This window comes from Nocardia altamirensis NBRC 108246 (assembly GCF_001612685.1).
In the GTDB taxonomy this organism is placed as follows: Bacteria; Actinomycetota; Actinomycetes; order Mycobacteriales; family Mycobacteriaceae; genus Nocardia; species Nocardia altamirensis.
Genome location: NZ_BDAY01000066.1, coordinates 1 through 16751, shown reverse-complemented (window position 1 = coordinate 16751; position 16751 = coordinate 1). Strand labels below are relative to the sequence as shown.

The following is a 16751-nucleotide window of genomic DNA, read 5'->3' as shown; positions in this document are numbered from 1 at the left end:
AGACCCGGGCCGAGCCGTTTCTGCAGCACGGTAGGAAGAGTTGGAAGGTATCCCCACCTCCGATGTGTTGATATCATCGAGATGGAGATTCTGATATCAGGAGGATCGTGATGTCACGGACACTAATAGACATCGACGACGACGCCCTCGCTCTCGCAGCGGAGGAGTTGGGTACAAAGACAAAGGTCGCGACCGTGAATGCCGCTTTGCGGGAGGTCGCGAACAGGCGAGCTGTGTCGAAGATGATCCAGCAGTTGCGTGACAGCGAGACCGACCTTTCGCCCGAAGCCATGAGGGGAGCTTGGCACTGAGGACACTGTTCATGCTCGCGGACAAGTCAGCGCTGGAGTGGGTGCTTCGTGACGAGATGTCTGCAGCCGACTTCGCAAAGGTGACCGGCGCACCAGGCGCGCTGGTTGCCGCCTGCCACCTCACCGCGCTGGAGATCGGATACTCTGCGCGCTCTCATGCCGACTACGTCGCGAAGCTCGCAGGCCAGCAGTCCCTTGTGTGGCTACCGGTCACCGAAGAGGTCATGGATCGGGCATTACAGGTCCAGGGGATTCTGGCTGAAGGTGGCACGCATCGCCTTCCGATCCCCGATTTGATCATCGCCGCGACCGCCGAGATCCATGGCGCCACCGTCTTACATGTGGACAACGACTATCAAACGATCGCTGGTGTGACCGGCCAGCCACACCAGCGACTGAAGACGAGCTAGCGACCGCTGGGATCAGGCGCCGGAACCGGCTCGTCCAAGTAGTGCAGATCGCTGGCATCGATGTGGATAGCCGAATCCGTGTACGCCGCCGCAGTACCCCGCCACGCAGCAAGCGTTGCGGTCAGTCGGTCGAACTGGCCGGACTCGAGATCAGATCGGGCGCAGAGGGTTTCGGCGACGAACTCTCGACGGTCCGCCTCAGAAAGGAGATCGCTCCATGGATACACCACCGAAAGTCGACTCCACATCACCCGCGTACTCCAATTCTGTCAGCACGCAAACCTCGGCGGACGTATCAGCACAGCAGGAACAACGGCGCCAGAAGCAATACGACGCACTCATGTCGACGTCGGTGCCTCTGGATGATGAGGATGACCCGAGCGTCGTACTGGCTGAGCTGCGTGCGATCCGGAAGGAGGTCGCGCGAGAAAGGCGCGGCTGATGTCCGCGGCAGTCGGCCGACCAAAGTCGTTGCGGCAGGGTCTCGGAGGTACAAGACGGGTCGAGTTCGCGCTGGACGCACAGGCTCGACCCGCCAGTTCGGGTGTTCTACGGGCGGGTCAGGGTTGCGTAGCGGGTCAGGTGGGTGGTGGGGGTGCCGAATTCTTGGTGGATGGCGGTGAGGCGTTTGAAGTAGTGGCCGATGGCCAGTTCTTCGGTCATGCCCATGGCGCCGTGCAATTGGACGGCGTTTTGGCCGATGAAGCGGGCGGCGCGGCTGACGGTGACCTTGGCGGCGGAGACGGCGCGGGCGCGGGTCGGCTGGTCGGCTTGCAGGGAGTAGATGGCCAGGTAGACGGCGGCGATGGCTTGTTCGAGTTCCATGTACATGTCGACCATGCGGTGTTGCAGGGCCTGGAAGCTGCCGATGGGTTGGCCGAATTGCTTGCGCTGCTTGACGTAATCGAGGGTGTCGGCGAGAACCTTGCGCATACAGCCGACGGCCTCGGCGCAGATGGCGGCGATGGCCTCATCGATGGTGGGCTCGATGGCGACCCAGGCGGTGCCCTCGACGCCGAGCACGGCGTCGGCCGGTAGCGCGTAGCCCGTGAAGGTGAGGTCGGCCGCTACTCGATCATCGATGGTCCGGTAGGAGTGCACCTCGACGCCCGCGGGCGGGTTATCGGCGTCGAACTCGGTGCAGAACAACGAGATTCCGCGCTGATCGCGACGGTCGCCCGCGGTACGGGCGGTGATGAGCAGGTGGGTCGCGAGCGGCGCGCTGGTCACGACGGTCTTGGCGCCGTCGAGGAGCCACGCCTCACCGTCGCGCCGTGCTGTGGTCGAGACGTCGTGCAGTGTCTGGCCGGAGGTGGGTTCGAGTGCGGCGAACGCGGTGCGGGCGTCGCCGGACACGATCTGGCGCAGCACCGCATCGGCTCGCTCGCCACCGGATCGGTCGAGCAGACCGGCGCCGATGACGACCGTGTCCACGAACGGTTCGACGACGAGCGCCCGCCCGAGTTCCTCGGCGATGACCATCAATTCGACCGGTCCACCACCGAGCCCGTCGACCCGTTCGGGCAGGGTCGCACCCAGAATGCCGAGCTCATCGGCGAACCCGCGCCAGATGGCCGGCTGCCAGCCCGCACCGACCTTGGCCGCCGTTCGGCTTTTCACCAGTTCGTAGCGGGCGCCGAGGAATCCGGCGAGCGCGGAGCGGAGCAGTTCCTGCTCATCGGTAAGCGTGAAGTCCATCAGAGCCCCAATGCTGCTTTGGCGAGAATGTTTCGCTGAATCTCGTTGCTGCCCGCGTAAATCGAGCCTGCTCGGTCGTTGAAGTAGCGCAGTGGCGCGACAGCCTGCCAGTCGGCGCCGCTGGTGTAGCCGTCCGCGGGCGGCACGAACTCGGCGATCGGCCCGCCGGGCGCGGTGGCATGCGGCTGGTACACGCGACCGCGCGGACCGGCGGCCTCGAGTGCCAGCTCGGTCAGCTGCTGACTCAGCTCGGTCGCCAAGATCTTGAGCATGGACGCGGCAGGACCAGGGTTCTGGCCGCGCGACATCGCCGAAATCGTGCGGTACTCCAGGATTTCGAGCACGTCGGACCGAATCCGCGCGTCCGCGAGCCGCGCCGCGAACGCCGCGTCATCGAGCAACGGATTGCCGTCCGGCCCAGGCTGTTCGGCCGCCGCGACGGCGACTTCCTGTGCCATCGCCTGCAGGTACGGGGCCATCGCACCGCCGCCGCGCTCGAACACCAGCAGGTACTTGGCGACGGTCCAGCCGTCGTCGATCTGCCCGAGCACGTTGCTCTTCGGCACTCGGACATTGTCGAAGAAGACCTGGTTCTGCACCTGTTCTCCGGACGTCATCACCAGCGGCCGGATCTCGATGCCCGGCGTGGTCATGTCGATCAGCAGGAACGTGATGCCTTGCTGCTTCTTGCCTGCCCGCGAGGTGCGCACCAGGCAGAAGATCCAATTCGCCTCGGTCGCATGGGTTGTCCAGATTTTGCTGCCGGTGCACACCAGGTCGTCGCCGTCGTCGACGGCGGCCATGGTCAGCGACGCCAGATCCGAGCCGGCCTCCGGTTCCGAATAGCCCTGGCAGAAGAAGATTTCCCCGCTCAGGATCCGCGGCAGATAGAACGCCTGCTGCTCCGGTGTGCCGTAGGCGATGATCGCGTGCGCGACCATCCTGATCCCCATCGGCGACAAGGGAGGCGCGCCCGCCAGCGTCGATTCCCGGCTGAAGATGTAATGCTGAGTCAAGCTCCACGCGCAGCCGCCGTGTTCCACCGGCCAGGCCGGTGCCGCCCACCCCCGCTCGTGCAGGATGCGCTGCCACGCCATGCTCGCCTCGTGATCCGGGTAGACGCTCGTCGCCAAGCGCCCGGCCCTGCGCAGCTCAGGAGTCAGGTTTGCGTCCAGAAACGCCCGCACCTCGTCCCGAAACGCCACATCGGCCGCTGACCAGTCGAATTCCATCAGCCCTCCCAGAGGGTGTGCGCCATTGCCTCAGCACCGGCGAACCGCCGATGTGGGACGGAATGTATGCCCGTCGCACCCAGGTTAGCAAACTGAAGTCACCTGCCAGCAATTGATCAGTGCGCGGCAGATCGGCTGCCTCGACCATCACCCCGTGGCCGATAGCTCGGCCGACGCCACCACCAAGGGATGCCGGGGACTCGATTCGCGAGATATCCGAACGGGTACTTCAGCGCTACAACCCGTTCCGCGGCCTCGAGCCACGGTGACGACCAAAAGCATTGCCATGCAAGACAAGTACAGACACGTTCGACATTCGGCACAATTGACAGCACCAATCTTTGGGCACTCGAACATGATTGAGCGAGGCACGGGAATGCATCGTCACTCCGCCGTGATCGTTACTAAACATTTTCGTGACTTTTCTCTCGGGAGTTACTCACCGATAGCTGCTTACCCGCTCGCCAGCAGCAGACATCTTACGTTTCAACAAGTGCCCCACCCTGATTCGATCGACTCGACACCGGGCGAATAACTCCTTCACCGAGATATCCGATTCTCGTTGCCTCGCGGTGGCCTGCAATAAACCACAGCGTCACGTTGCCGCCCTCGAAACCACACGCGCTCCAACCGGAGGTCTCCAACCGTCACTGCGACGTTTTGGTCAACTGTCCAAATGACAGCAAGCTATGAGTTACCGCTACGCGGTCTCACACTGAAACCGCCTGCGACCCCGTCATCCCACCACGTGGTACGACTATGTACCGGCAGTTCGAGGCAGTTCGAGCTGCCGAACTTCCGCCCGGCCCGTACCCGAAACGGGCAGAAGCAGCGGAAGAACCGAGGGAATGATCGCCATCGACCACCCGACGCGATGGCGATCGGCACGGAGGGGATAGACCGGCCGCAACTTTGTAGCGCACCTGGAGCAACACAGTTGCGGTCGGGCCCGGGGCTCCGAAGGGGGGAGCCTCGGGCACTCCCATTTCCGGCAACAGCCGTCGGCTAGCAATCCTCGAAGAAGGCCTTGCCATAACCGACGGTCTGATAGCCGTAGTCGTAGGCCCAGCGCGCCACCGAAAGCCGCGGCCGCGGATCGACGAACAACAGCTCCCCCGACCAGCACTTTCCGAGAATGTAGCGGGCACGGGAAATATGCGGGGTAAAAGTGACAACGATGACCCTGCGCCACGCGTTGGCACGGGCGAGCTGCGCGAGATACCGGCCTTCACCACGGGTGGTGCGTGGCGCGGGGTCGAAGCAGATGACCTGAAACGTGTAGCCGCCGTGGCAGATTCGATTGATCATCGCGCTGTTCGCATAGGGGTCGGAAAGCAGGACCCGGGGCGCGAATCCCTCGTGGGCCAGCCGAAGCCCGAGCTGCTCACGGCCGTCGTGCGCACCACCGAGAACCAGAATCGCGTCGGCGGCCGCCGGACTATCGGTCTGTGGACGAACATAGACCGGCCAGAGCGCGGCAATCACCATGGCGCCGAGCACCACGAGAACGACCCCGATCCTGATCGAGCGGCGACGTCGCACCCGATCGATGCTAACCGCATCTCTCCAGGTCATTTCTTCGGCGTCGGCACACCGCAGCAGCATCGCGAGTAGTGGGCAACGCCGCAGCCGCTCAGCACTCGGAAAGCGACGAATGTGCCAGTGGCGAGGGCGATTCGGTCGTGTGATGATTCGTGCGGATGGGGGGCGGCTGGTGTCCCCGCGGGAGCGAAGGAAGACAGCGTTGCGATACGAGGGGTCTACCGGTCAGATCACAGTGGAGAACGACGCCATCGTCATCAGCAGGGACGGGTTCAACGCCAGGGTCGGCTTCGGCAAGGTCGCACCGCGGCGCGTCCCACTCGGCGCGGTCTCAGGTGTGTTCTTCCAAGAACCGAGCGCATTGAAGGCCGGTCATCTGCAACTCGGATTGGGGGGCAACCCAGCGGTCGACCACGGTCGCGATGCTGCTAGTGACCCCGACGCGATTGTGTTCGGCCCCAAGCAAACCGCGCAGTTCCGGCAGCTGTATGAGTGGCTGCTCTCGGTCGTTCAGCAGAACCAGGCGATGGGGATAGATTCCAGCACCATCGATTACGAATCCGGCACCAATCGCGTCGACCGCCAGCGCGAACGGGAGGCGGCGAGCAAGCAACGCGCCGCGCAGACCTACGCCGGACCGGACGCCCGTGCGGACGTCATCGCCGCGACGGTCCGGATGGGCACCACCTGGGGTGGCACCCAGGAGATCCGCAACCTCGGCGAGCACTTGCGCGCCGAGGAGACGGTCCGCTTCATCGCCCAGGGCACCTATGAAGGCGACGAAGGCATCGTGGTCCTCACCGACCAGCGCGTGCTGTTCTTCTTCCACGGCATGATCCGCAAGCGCCTCGAAGACTTCCCGCTGCGCACCATCTCCTCGGTACAAACCAGCTCCGGCCGGCGCACCGGCGAGCTGAAGATCTTCGCCTCCGGCAACACCGCGACGATCTCCAAGGTCAAGAACGACGATCTGGCGCCGCTGGCCGACGCGGTCCGGCAGTCCATGGCCCAGCCAACCGCTACACCAGCACCAGCACCAGCACCAGCACCAGCACCGAACGTCGCCGACCAGATCCGCCAGCTGGCCGACCTGCACGCGTCCGGCATCCTCACCGACGCCGAGTTCGCCGCGAAGAAGCACGACCTGCTCAACCGCATGTAGCCGAAACGACAAAGACGGCCCGGATTGCTCCGGGCCGTCTTCGTTCTCGAGTGATCGGGCTATGCCTCGGTCGAGTCGGCGATCGCATAGCCGCCGAGCAGGCCGAGGGCCATACGGTAAGCGCCGTCGATGTAGTCCGGAGTCTCCGGGTTGTCGTGTAGGACAAACGAACCCGGCATACGATGCACCGATTGTCCTGCGGCGGCGCCGGTTTCGGTGGCCGCGACGAGGCCGACCTCGGGCGCCTGGTGCGCGAACGGCCGCTGCAGCCAGATCGTCACGTACTCGACAGCCGTGCTCTCGAACTGCTTCGGAGGCTCGAGGCGGTAGCAACGGGCCGGACCGATATATCCGCCAACGGCATCGATGTGCAGGATGGCTTTGTTGGTTGTCATCTCAGTTCTCCTCTAGATATTCGATGACGGTGACGACGCCGTTCGCGCCCTTGGCACCCGCGCCGCCACCGCCTGCGGGAAAGCCGCCCGGCTGACCGCTGTTGCCGCCCGCTCCCGACTGAAGTGCCTGCCAGTACGGCGGATTGCTGGAAACGGTTGCCAGGCCGGACTTTCCGCCGGCAGCCGCCGATCCGCCACCGCCACCGCCACCGGCAAGCAGCCGGACCGCGCTGGACGTGGTGGACTCGCCCGGCTTGCCGGAGTCCCCGCCGCGGCCGCCGACGATGAACGAAATGCCCCCTGCCCCACCGCTGCTCGCCGTCCCGGCCGCCCCGCCCGGCGCGGTCAGTTGCGGCTCGCCGAAGACGGAGGCACCACCATCGCCGCCGCCGCCCGTACCAACCGAGATCGCCACCGTCGCAGGGAGATCGGCGGCCTTTATTCGCAGACGCTCCACCGCAGCACCGCCCCCACCACCGGTCTTCGCACCGCCCTGGCCACCGCCACCGCGCAGCCACACATCGATGTATGACAGCCTGGCCGGCTTGGTCCAGCTGGCGTTGGCGGTGAACACCAGCAGCCGGGTGATCATTTGGGCTCGGCTCCGCGCTCGATCACGTACACAATGCCGTTGCCGCCGTTGCCCCCCTTGCCACGCGCGGCGTCGTTGCGACCGCCTCCGCCGCCGCCGCCACCGCCACCGGGAACGGCACCGTCGCCACCTTTGCCGCCACCGTTGACGCCGCCACCACCACCGCCGCCACCACCGGTCGCAAGGATGGAGCTCGGCACGCTTCCGGGATTTCCGGGCGCGCCGTTCGCCCCACCCTTGCCGCCGGCGGCGATGCCGCCCGCGCCGCCGTCCGCGCCAAGCCAGCGCCCAGCGTCCTGAGGATTACCTGATCCACCGCCGCCGCCACCGCCACCACCGCCGTAGAGGTCATACGAGCTGATGGACGATCCGCCGCGCTCGGCCCTGGTCGGTACGGACGACTCCCCGGACGGCGACTGCGCCGACGCGCGACCACCGTTGCCGCCGAAAATCATCCCGACACCACCTGGACCGCCCGGGCCGGTATTCATAGTGTTTTCCGCACCGCCGCCCCCGCCGGTGCCGCCCGTGACGGTCAGTGCTTGGGCGCCGCTGCCGAAAATCGTATTCCCGCCGCCACGTCCGGGAGCGCCGATGGCGACGCCCCCGTCGCCGCCCCTACCAACGATGATCGGAATGGGTACGAACTTGCCTGCACTGTCTTTCGCCAGCAGGGCGGCGGGAATCTTGACGTGGACCTCTCCTCCGCCGCCTCCGCCGCCCCCGCCGTTCTCGTAGGCAGGCAGCCCGCCTGCCCACCCGGCACCGCCGCCCGCGCCCGCACCGATGATGATCAGGTCGATCGAAACGGTGCCTGGCGTCGGGGTGTAGCTGTTGTCCGAGGCGAACACGATCGCCTTGCCCTGCAACACCAATTTGTCATAGGCGGCCCGCAATTCGGTGATGCTGCGCGAATGATCGTCGATCACGTTGTTGTAGGTGTTGTGCGCAGCGTCCTGTGCACCGGAGAAGGACTTGACCACACCACCTCTCATGATCGCCTTCGCGGACTGCTCGGTGATGTCCTGCCCGTACCGGCTGCGCACCACGAACGCACCGTCGGGTGCGCCCTGGCCAGGAGTCGTCATGGCTGCCCCTCCTGAAGTGCACGCAGGCTCGTCTCCTCGGCGACGTCGACGGCCTCGACGGGATCGGCGATGCGTCCGAGCTCCTTGAGCTGGTTGATAATGTGCTCCTGCTCGTGCGTCGTCATCGCCGCGATATCCGGCAGCACCACCGGCTCTGGCTCATCGTCATCGACCGGCACCCAGGTGGCCGAGCCGTTGAGCATGTGCTGCTGACCGCGGTGCGGCACCTGCAGCTTCTTCTCCTGGAACTCGGGGTGGTGGCGAAAACCGCACTCGTACAGGTGTTTCGACATGACCCGCGCGATGGATTCCTGCAGCAGCATCGGCTGCGTCGGCGACATCGAAATCTGTGCGAGCGCCCAGAGCAGGTGCTCGTCGGGCTTTTCCATATCGCAGAGCTGCTGGGTAGGCAGACGCATGGTTACATCACTCCTAGGTCGTGCGCGATTCCGAACAGTTCCTGCACCTTTTCCAGGGCCTTGACCACGGGATCGCGTTCTTCGCGGTGGCCGACGGTGATCGCCCAGGACGGTGACCGGTCCCGGCTCCAGGACAACGTGGCCTCGGATACCCGCTCCACGTAGATCTTTCCCTTGGGCGCGCCCTTGACCGTGGTGCCGATCCGATCGCCGACGTAGAAATGTCCCTTGCCGCGCTGACCGATCAGCCACGGTGCGCCGTCGGCGACCTGCACCTGATGGGAGAACTGCTCGCGAGTGGCCCACAGCTTGGCGCGCAACGTGATCAGCGCCGAGAGCGTGTACGCCTTGCTCGAGGAGCTCGCAAGCCCTTCCTTGTAGTGCGACCAACCGAGCTGCTGTGCTCTTGCTGGCGATTTCCACGCCTGCCAGGCCAACAGAGTGTCGGTGTAGAGCGGTTTGAGAATCGCGTCGACCGCACCGCCGACCGGCGGAACGCCGATCATCATCGCGATCAAGTCGCCCGCCATTTGGATTGCGGCGCTGATCAATTCGTTGACGCCCGGCATGCTGTGGCCACCGGTGACGACCTGCACATCGGTGGCGGGCCTTCCGACGAACCCAGAGGAGACGATGCCGTTGCGTTTGGTCTCCCGGTAGATGATGCCCGGCGCGGACGGCACTGTGCCCTTCCAGCCCGGCTGGTAGTACTCGTCGGGAAACGCTGGGTCGCTGATGCTTTGCACGTTCTCGGTCTTGCCGTCACTGCCGATGTTGGTGATCGCGTGCAGCAGACCGCCGAAAAGATCACCGCCGAAGGAGGTTCCTGAGGTCCACCCGGACTTGTCCTCGATATCGATGACCAGGCAGCCGTGCTTGAGTCGGGCACCTGGCCACGGCGGCTCGTCGCCGTCGAGGTAGCGCCGGAACGTCGGGGTCAGCTGCCCGTCGGCGAGAATGTTCTTGGCGACGGTGTGGAAGTCCTTGAATCGGGAATGCACCACCGCGAACGGGGATCTGTCGTCCTCGATCTTCAGCGGCTTGACCACCATCGACCAGGTCGTCTGGTCGAAGTTGAACCACTGCTTGGGATCCAGCGGATCATCGGGCAGCATCCAGATCGACGATTCCAGCCGCCAGATGTTCACCAGCAGCGTCAGCTTCAGCGCCCATTTCGCCGGTCCGAACATCAACCACAAACGGGGGAACTGGATTTCGGCGGGCAGGAACGGATTGCTCCAGCAGATGATGTGCTTGAGCTCTTCGTAGTCGTGCTTGAAGAACACCCGCACGACTGTCTGGCCGGTGGAGTTCTTCTCGATCTCGTAGGAATCCATCCGGCCCGACCATCGCACGCCGTCCTTGTCGACGGTGACGTGCAGGTTCTTGGTCTTGCGCGTGTCGTGATCGATGATCCACTTGGACAGGTAGTAGTCCTCTGGCATTTCGATCTTGCCGACGCCGGTCTCCGAGTCGACCTCCTGGAACGACCCGGTATAGGTGTGCGAAACCTGGCCGCGCAGTACCCAGTTGCCATCCCAGATCCGAACCACCGGCGGCCGTAGCCGTTTGATCCGATTCGCCTCGAGCCGCCTGGTGATCGCGGCGTACTCGGCCTCGAAATCTATCGTCGATACGGTACTCATTCCAGACCCCACGGCCTGGTCCACAACCGCGGAACGCGCACCTGCAGCCCCGCGCCCTGAGGTGCGCCCGTAACCGCCACCGGCAGTGTGGTTTCCGGTGTGTACGGCGGGACAGGGTAGAGGAACATCTTGCCGTTCATCCGCTGATACACCGCGGTGTCCAGCGAGGAAACGACCTGGCCTTCCATCGCCATCTCGTCGGTGTCGACCCGGACGTTCTCGTTCGCCCGCAGTTCCGGCATGACGATCATCCGGTCCGCGTCCTTGGTGGCGCGGTCGAAACGATCGTCACCGAAGGAGAAGTCGGGCAGTGTCCACTTGATGGCGCCGGTGCCTTGGAGCACCCATTTCAGCCAGATCTCGGTGTCGGTGGGGTTGGCGATCTTGACCGACCCCAGCTCGGTGCTGCCGTTCGTGGTGTCCTTGGTGGTCACGAAGGTGGCGGTCACGTCGGCTTCCATCCAGCGCGGATACGCCGCGGCCAGCGGGACGAGCACCAGACCGTACTGACGGCCGTTGGGATCGGTCCCCACCTTGACCCGCGGGTTCGATGCCAACTGCACATCGAGCCTGCGGCGTGAATCGTCCACCTGCACCCACAGTTTCGAGCGCTTCTCGTAGGAGAAGGCTTTGCGCAGTGCGGAGTCGTTGTCCCGCCATGCGGCGGTGGCGGATTCGATGACGTGGAAGGCGAGGGTGAATTCGTACTTCTCCTCCCGCATGCCGCCGTAGCTGGCGCCGAGCTGGAATGCGGTCGAATTCCAGATCGTCTTCACGGGCGCGTCGTACAGCAGGTCGAACTCGGTGCCGTCGTTCTCCGGCGCGAGGTACACCCCACGGGCCCCCGCGCCGGGACCCGCCACCGTGAAGCGCTGGCCGTTGTGGCCCTCCAATTCGATCAGCGTCTCAGGCATGATCCGTCCTTGTCGAAAGAGTAGGTACAGCTAGGTTTTTCACCGGCCCACGAATCCCAGCGAACGTTCCCGCTGCAGCAGGTTGATCTCCCGCCGGAAATCTTCGGCGGTCATGCCCGTGTGCATGGTCTCGATGTTGATCGAGTTGTCGTTGCTGCCGCTCTGCGTCAGATCCGACATCTGCGCCCACTGCTGCGGGTTGAATACCGGCTCGGGTTGCCCGGTCTTGTTCTCCACCAACGTCAAACCGGGCTGCAGCCAGCCGCCGTTGTCGTATCGGGTCGGCGAGATCCGGCCCATCAACGCGTTGGCAAGTCGCCCGGGCAGATCGAGCAGCTGCTCGGGGCCACGGCTGGTGTCCCAGTAGATCGATGTGCTGGTTGCCGGGTCTGCGGTGTTGTTGGTCTTCAGCCATTCAGCCTGCGACGCTTGGTCCTTGTTGAACTGTTCACTCGACTTCTGCCAAGCGGTCGCCGCCTTCGCCAGCGGCGTGCTGTCGAGATCGGGGATGCCGAAGACGTTGAGGAAGTCGCCGAACATCCCGTTCTTGAACGCGTTTCCGGCCTTCGTGAAGTTCGATTGGATCGAATCGAAGGTCGAAGCCTGCCGTTTGTCCATCGGTGAGCGGTTGTCGGTGGGCGCCGCCGCAGCCGGCGTGGTGGTGGCGGGAGCCACCGTGGCCGGATTCGACTTGACCGGTTCGACACCGGTAGGCGCTGCCATCTGCGCGGCGGCGAACTGGAAGAAGGCGTGATCGGTGAACATCGAATCGTTGGCGCCGGAGGCCATTCCGCCGTATTGGCCGTTGCCGCGCTGGCCGCCCATCTCGAAGTTGACCCCGTTCGGCAGCGTCGCCGCGGTGTGCCCGCCGAACTGACCGCCGTTGTACCAGCCGACCCGCAGGCTGCCCGCGGGACCGTTGCCGAGCTGGAATCCGCGGGCGACCAGGGCGTCGCCCTCGTTCCCCGTCGCGAATCGGGAAGCGAAAGGCTCCAGTCCCGCAACGTAGTTGGCCAGTGCGGAGATGGCGCCGGAGCAGTCGCCCCAGTTGACGCCGCCCCAGTTGTACACCGCACCCTCGACGCCCTTGGCGAATTCGACGAGCTGATCGGCGCTGACCAGACCGCCCTGGGCGAAGCCGGGTAGTCCGCCGCCCTCGGGCGATCCGGACATCGAGCCGCTGTTGATGGCGTGCAGCAGGCCGAGGTGCTCGCTTGTCGCCTTCGCGTTGACGACGAACTCGCCGTCGGACAGCCGCGCCACAATGGAATCGCTTGTGCCCGTGCCCGGTCCGGAGATGTGCCCACCCGTCGCGAAGCCGGGGATGACGCTGGTGACGCCGTTGATGACGGTGCTGCCGATCTTGCCGACCGTATCGACGACAGTTCCGACGATGTCCTTGATCTTGTTCCAGTACTCCAGGATGGTGTTGACCGCGTTGACCACGGTGTCACGCAACGTGTTGAACACGTTCTGGCCGGTTTCGATGGCCGTCTGGATGATCGCCCATCCAGCCTGGATGCCTGCCTGCAGCAGCTCCCACGCCGGCCTGATGAACTGGTCCCACATCGCCTGGAAGGCGCTGCCGACCAACTGCAGCGCAGCGACGAAACTGTCCCAGATCGGCTTGATGATGTTGTTCCACACCGCCGAGATGGTCTCGCCGATGAAACCGAGCAGCGGCTGAATGACGCTGGACCACAACCAGGTGAAGATGTCGCCGACCAGCTGGATCGACGCGACGAAGCTGTCCCACATCGGCTTGATGATGTTGTTCCACACCGCCGAGATGAGCTCACCGAGCAGCCCGAACACCGGCTGGACGATGCTCGTCCACCACCAGTTGATCGCCTCACCGACGAACTGGATGACCGCGACGAACCCGTCCCACATCGGTTTGACCAGGCCGTTCCACCAGGCCGAGATGAACTCGCCGATGAGACCGAAGACCGGCTGAATGATGCTGGACCACAGCCACTCGATCACGGTGCCGATCAACTGGACGGCGGCGGTGAAGGCGCTCCACACCGTCATCACGTAGCCGTTCCACCACAGCTGGATCAGTGCACCGATCAGCCCGAAGACCGGCTGGATCACGGTGCCCCACAACCACATCAGTGTTTCGCCCACCGACTTCATGGCGTTGAGGAAGCCGTCCCACACGGGTTTGATGAACTCCCAGGCCGCGGCGACGGCGGACTTCATCCCCTCCCAGATCACTGCCCAGGCCTTCTTGCCGGTCTCGGTCTGGGTGAAGAAGTAGACCAGCCCGGCGGCCAGCGCGGCTATGGCCGTGGTGATCCAGATGAGCGGCCCGCCCGCCGCCTTGAGCATGGTCAACGCGTATTTCCATGCGTTCGTTGCGGCCGTGGCGATGTTCGTTGCGATCGTCTGGACGTTCGTCGCGATCGTCTGGGCGGTCGTTGCCACCGTCGTCGCGATCGTTTTTGCGGCAAGCATGGTGTATTCGACGCCGAGCTTGACCAACACCGGCAGCAGGAACGTACCGATCGCGACGGCGACCGAATTGATGATGTCGGCCCATTCGCGATAGAAGTTGAGCAGGCCCTGCCCGGCGGCCTTCAGTCCGCCGAAGCCCGCGATGATCAAGTCGGACAGCGCATCGGACAGCTTGCTGATCCCGATGGTCACGAACAGCGCGCCGTCTTCCAGCGTCTTCATGAATTTACTTGCGCCACTGACATTCTGGGCCGCCAGATCGGCCGCCGCGCCCTGCCTGCCGATCGCACCGGCGACCGAGTCGAACGCGGAAGCGCCCTGCTCTGCGGCCAGTGACGCGATGCCGACGGCATCGGCGCCGAACAGTGCCGAGGTCGCCGCCTCGTACATGCCCGGCGCCATCGTCTGCGCCGCGGTCTGCAGCTGACCGAACAGCGCAGGCATGCCGACGAATTGGCCGTCCACCCCGGTCAGTGTCAGTCCGAGCTGCTCGATCGCGGCCTTGGCAGGCTCGGTACCCGAGCTGAGCCCCGTGAACATCGAGGCGAGCATGCTGCCCGCCTGGGCGGCGGGTGTACCCGCCTGCCCGAGCACCGCCATGGCCGCGGCCGTATCGGTCATGCTCACGCCGAGCGCGCTAGCACCCGTGCCGGAGGCGGCGAGCGCGCTCGCGACATCGGTCACCTTGGCGCCCATCACCTCCGACGCGCTGGCAAGCACATCGGCGGCAGTGCCTGCCGAAGTCGCATCGAGGCCGAACGACTTCAGCACATTCGCTTGCAGGCCAGCGGCCTCGGCGGCGTTGATGCTGGCCGCACCGGCCAGCTCCACCGTGCCCATGGCCGCGGCCATGGAGTCCTTGACGGTGAAGCCACTCTTGGCCAGTTCGGCCATCGCGGCGGCGGCATCCTTGGCCGATGCGGTCGGCAGGGCGAGCCCGACCTCCTCGGCCTTGCTGCGCACCTCCCTCATCTGCTCGCTTGTCGCGCTGGTCGCGGTCTTGACCTCCTCGAGTGAGGTCTTGAACTCGGTACCGAGCTGCAGCAGTGGCGCGACGATGGTGCCGAGCCCGGCCCGTTCCGCGAAGCCGTTCAGGCCTGCGGTGAACCCCTCCTCGAAACCTTTCGACAGCAGTTCGCCCGCCTTGGTGCCACCGGTGATGGCATCCTTCGCCGCGCCCGTGAAGGTGGTCTGCAGAATGGGTTTCATGTCGGTGAAGGCGCCCTGCAGCGAAGTCTTGACCACCGTCGCCGCGCTGGTGAAGGCATTGACGACCACGCCTTCGAGACCGGTCTTCAATGCTAGGGCCGCATCTTCCGCCGCCCCGCTGAAGGCGGTGCCCACCGCCGCCCGCGCCTCGGTGAGCGAGGTGCGCAGCACCTCCTCGAACGTGGCGGCAATCTGTTCGCCCGCTGCGGCGGCTTCGGCGGCTGCTCCTGCGGTATCTTCCGCGGTCATGGGTACCTCGATTCGGGTCTTCGGTCGGCGCGGCCGCGACGGCGCTGCGCGACGGGGTCAGTGGCTTGTCTGAGTTGTTCCGGATTGCAGCGCGGCAAGCCGCGTGCGCACCTGATCCATCGGCACCGCAGTGCCTTTCACCTGTCGCTTGGTCTTGTCCTCGACACCGGGCCGCGGATAGGGCGCCGGGCGGTTGCGGTTGTGGCTGCCGTCCTTGGTTTTGCTCCACAGCAGCAGATTCGCCACGTCGACCAGGTCGGCGAGCAGGTGCTCCACCTGGCCCCAGCGGTATCGCTCGGGATGCATGGCCCGCAAAAGTGCGCTGTCGGAACTCGATTCGCGGACGAGCACCGCGAAATCACGCCAGGTGAAACGCTTCGAGCCGACATCACGCAACCGAAGGCCCGCTCGGATCAGATCGGCCTCGATCGCCTCCCCGTGCTGATCGCACAGCTCTAGGAGGCCGAGGATTCCCCCAGGTCGGTGCTCGACTCCTGCTGCCATGCGGTCATCAGCTCGCGCACCTCACCCTGGGTCATCGCGTCGACGACGGCCAGATCCTTTGCGCTGCACACGCCTTCGATGAGCCCGAAGAACTGCTCGGTCTCGCCCTCCTTGCGCAGGGTGCGGATGACGCCGAACGGAATGTTGTCGAAGCGGGGCAGGGTGATCTTCTTGCCGCTCTTGGCGGTGTAGCTGAACTTTTCCATCATGGACCGGACCTTTCTGAGATTTCGGATTGTTTTGGCGGACAGGGCCTTTCGAAGCCCGCCCGGTGAGGGCAGGCCCGGTCCAAGGGTTGAATGAACCTCACCGGGCGGGATCGGGAACGAGATCCGCAGTGGCGCGCGAAATTACGCGTTCTTGTGGATGTACTCGTAGATGTTGTTGCCCTTGGAGTCCTCGAAGCACTCCATGGTGACCGTGTACATGATCACGTCGGAGTGCACCTTGACGATGTCCTCGACCGCGGTGATCTGGCCGTTCGGGATGAAGGTGCGGATCGCGCCGACGGCGTCGTCGACGGTGTCGATGACCCAGGCGTTGTGCGGCAGCGCCTTCTTGTTCTTCTTCACGGTGATATCGCCCTTGGCGGGGTCGAGGACGACGTTGTCGTCACCGAACACGGCCTTGAGCACATCGGCGCTGGTCGACTCCAGGAACGCGAACTTCAGGGTCGCGGTGTAGTCGGTCTGCAGCACCTTCACGGTGGAGCCACCGAAGGCCTTCTTCTTCTCGGTTTCCCGGGTGTTCGACTCGGTGAAACCGTCCTCGCCGATGTAGCCGCAGTCGGTGAACGCCGCGTTCAGCGCATCGATGGCGGTCGCAGGGCCCGCGGTGCCCAGCGGTGCGCGGAACACCGCGCCGGTGGACTTCGGCATCGCCGCGTAAACGTTGTTGACAGTACTTGCCATGGTGTAGAG

General features: G+C 64.8%; 17 protein-coding genes. 4 read left to right on the top strand and 13 right to left on the bottom strand.

The features are described from left to right. The first annotated feature begins 110 nt into the window (after positions 1–110). The 3 genes from NA11_RS30415 to NA11_RS45085 all read left to right on the top strand — a co-directional run bounded on the left by NA11_RS30415 (position 111) and on the right by NA11_RS45085 (position 1163). Positions 111–311: a type II toxin-antitoxin system VapB family antitoxin gene (locus tag NA11_RS30415; RefSeq protein ID WP_043670465.1), complete on the top strand. Its 201-nt coding sequence runs from the start codon at positions 111–113 to the stop codon at positions 309–311. Beyond that, on the top strand, positions 302–721 hold the full coding sequence (locus NA11_RS30410; protein ID WP_174567757.1) for a PIN domain nuclease: 420 nt from the start codon (positions 302–304) through the stop codon (positions 719–721). Before NA11_RS30415 ends, NA11_RS30410 begins: the two co-directional genes overlap by 10 nt. Positions 722–938: 217 nt before the next feature. Then, the gene (locus NA11_RS45085; RefSeq protein WP_141717926.1) at positions 939–1163 is read left to right on the top strand and encodes a hypothetical protein; all 225 of its coding nucleotides are present in this window, start codon (positions 939–941) and stop codon (positions 1161–1163) included. A 107-nt stretch (positions 1164–1270) separates the two neighbouring features. Here NA11_RS45085 and NA11_RS30400 read toward each other — a convergent pair whose 3' ends face one another. The 3 genes from NA11_RS30400 to NA11_RS30390 form a co-directional block, all read right to left on the bottom strand. After that, positions 1271–2419, bottom strand: a complete 1149-nt coding sequence (locus tag NA11_RS30400) for an acyl-CoA dehydrogenase family protein (protein WP_069165473.1) — start codon at positions 2417–2419, stop codon at positions 1271–1273. After that, a complete protein-coding gene (locus NA11_RS30395; protein WP_069165472.1) occupies positions 2419–3651 on the bottom strand; it encodes an acyl-CoA dehydrogenase family protein in 1233 nt (410 codons plus the stop codon). Before NA11_RS30395 ends, NA11_RS30400 begins: the two co-directional genes overlap by 1 nt. Before the next feature lie 1005 nt (positions 3652–4656). Then, positions 4657–5193, bottom strand: a complete 537-nt coding sequence (locus NA11_RS30390; protein WP_245746265.1) for a YdcF family protein — start codon at positions 5191–5193, stop codon at positions 4657–4659. A gap of 202 nt (positions 5194–5395) precedes the next feature. On the opposite strand from NA11_RS30390, the gene NA11_RS44205 reads away from it, so the two are divergent. Further along, positions 5396–6355 carry a PH domain-containing protein gene (locus NA11_RS44205; RefSeq protein ID WP_167837763.1) on the top strand — a complete coding sequence of 320 codons (960 nt, stop codon included), beginning with the start codon at positions 5396–5398 and terminating at the stop codon, positions 6353–6355. Between the two features lie 59 nt (positions 6356–6414). Here the strand turns inward: NA11_RS44205 and NA11_RS30380 are convergent, their stop codons facing one another. From NA11_RS30380 to NA11_RS45895, 10 genes are all read right to left on the bottom strand, one after another. Next, entirely contained in the window at positions 6415–6750 is a 336-nt protein-coding gene (locus NA11_RS30380) for a hypothetical protein (RefSeq protein WP_069165471.1), read from the bottom strand. 1 nt (position 6751) lies between these two features. Beyond that, positions 6752–7342: a hypothetical protein gene (locus tag NA11_RS45080; RefSeq protein WP_069165470.1), complete on the bottom strand. Its 591-nt coding sequence runs from the start codon at positions 7340–7342 to the stop codon at positions 6752–6754. Then, the gene (locus NA11_RS46220) at positions 7339–8430 is read right to left on the bottom strand and encodes a glycine-rich domain-containing protein (protein ID WP_069165469.1); all 1092 of its coding nucleotides are present in this window, start codon (positions 8428–8430) and stop codon (positions 7339–7341) included. The genes NA11_RS45080 and NA11_RS46220 overlap by 4 nt, the downstream gene beginning before the upstream one ends. Continuing rightward, positions 8427–8849, bottom strand: a complete 423-nt coding sequence (locus tag NA11_RS30365; protein WP_069165468.1) for a phage gene 29 protein family protein — start codon at positions 8847–8849, stop codon at positions 8427–8429. Before NA11_RS30365 ends, NA11_RS46220 begins: the two co-directional genes overlap by 4 nt. A 2-nt stretch (positions 8850–8851) precedes the next feature. Then, the gene (locus tag NA11_RS30360) at positions 8852–10495 is read right to left on the bottom strand and encodes a Gp37-like protein (protein WP_069165467.1); all 1644 of its coding nucleotides are present in this window, start codon (positions 10493–10495) and stop codon (positions 8852–8854) included. Beyond that, a complete protein-coding gene (locus tag NA11_RS30355) occupies positions 10492–11409 on the bottom strand; it encodes a hypothetical protein (protein WP_069165466.1) in 918 nt (305 codons plus the stop codon). The genes NA11_RS30360 and NA11_RS30355 overlap by 4 nt, the downstream gene beginning before the upstream one ends. Positions 11410–11448: 39 nt before the next feature. Then, positions 11449–15327 (bottom strand): phage tail tape measure protein, encoded by a 3879-nt coding sequence (locus tag NA11_RS30350; RefSeq protein WP_069165465.1) that lies wholly within the window; start codon positions 15325–15327, stop codon positions 11449–11451. A 57-nt stretch (positions 15328–15384) separates the two neighbouring features. Then, entirely contained in the window at positions 15385–15831 is a 447-nt protein-coding gene (locus tag NA11_RS45070) for a DUF5361 domain-containing protein (RefSeq protein WP_141717925.1), read from the bottom strand. Beyond that, on the bottom strand, positions 15783–16040 hold the full coding sequence (locus tag NA11_RS30340; RefSeq protein ID WP_069165463.1) for a hypothetical protein: 258 nt from the start codon (positions 16038–16040) through the stop codon (positions 15783–15785). Before NA11_RS30340 ends, NA11_RS45070 begins: the two co-directional genes overlap by 49 nt. 141 nt (positions 16041–16181) lie before the next feature. Further along, positions 16182–16751 (bottom strand): phage tail tube protein (locus tag NA11_RS45895; RefSeq protein WP_218023405.1); only part of this gene is annotated, 570 nt, incomplete at its 5' end.

Bases quoted from the DNA above. Each gene is read 5' to 3' on its own strand.
- NA11_RS30415 (WP_043670465.1), top strand. From the start codon at position 111: ATGTCACGGACACTAATAGACATCGACGACGACGCCCTCGCTCTCGCA.
- NA11_RS45085 (WP_141717926.1), top strand. From the start codon at position 939: ATGGATACACCACCGAAAGTCGACTCCACATCACCCGCGTACTCCAAT.
- NA11_RS30400 (WP_069165473.1), bottom strand. From the start codon at position 2,419: ATGGACTTCACGCTTACCGATGAGCAGGAACTGCTCCGCTCCGCGCTC.
- NA11_RS30395 (WP_069165472.1), bottom strand. From the start codon at position 3,651: ATGGAATTCGACTGGTCAGCGGCCGATGTGGCGTTTCGGGACGAGGTG.
- NA11_RS30380 (WP_069165471.1), bottom strand. From the start codon at position 6,750: ATGACAACCAACAAAGCCATCCTGCACATCGATGCCGTTGGCGGATAT.
- NA11_RS45080 (WP_069165470.1), bottom strand. From the start codon at position 7,342: ATGATCACCCGGCTGCTGGTGTTCACCGCCAACGCCAGCTGGACCAAG.
- NA11_RS46220 (WP_069165469.1), bottom strand. From the start codon at position 8,430: ATGACGACTCCTGGCCAGGGCGCACCCGACGGTGCGTTCGTGGTGCGC.
- NA11_RS30365 (WP_069165468.1), bottom strand. From the start codon at position 8,849: ATGCGTCTGCCTACCCAGCAGCTCTGCGATATGGAAAAGCCCGACGAG.
- NA11_RS30360 (WP_069165467.1), bottom strand. From the start codon at position 10,495: ATGAGTACCGTATCGACGATAGATTTCGAGGCCGAGTACGCCGCGATC.
- NA11_RS30355 (WP_069165466.1), bottom strand. From the start codon at position 11,409: ATGCCTGAGACGCTGATCGAATTGGAGGGCCACAACGGCCAGCGCTTC.
- NA11_RS30350 (WP_069165465.1), bottom strand. From the start codon at position 15,327: ATGACCGCGGAAGATACCGCAGGAGCAGCCGCCGAAGCCGCCGCAGCG.
- NA11_RS45070 (WP_141717925.1), bottom strand. From the start codon at position 15,831: ATGGCAGCAGGAGTCGAGCACCGACCTGGGGGAATCCTCGGCCTCCTA.
- NA11_RS30340 (WP_069165463.1), bottom strand. From the start codon at position 16,040: ATGATGGAAAAGTTCAGCTACACCGCCAAGAGCGGCAAGAAGATCACC.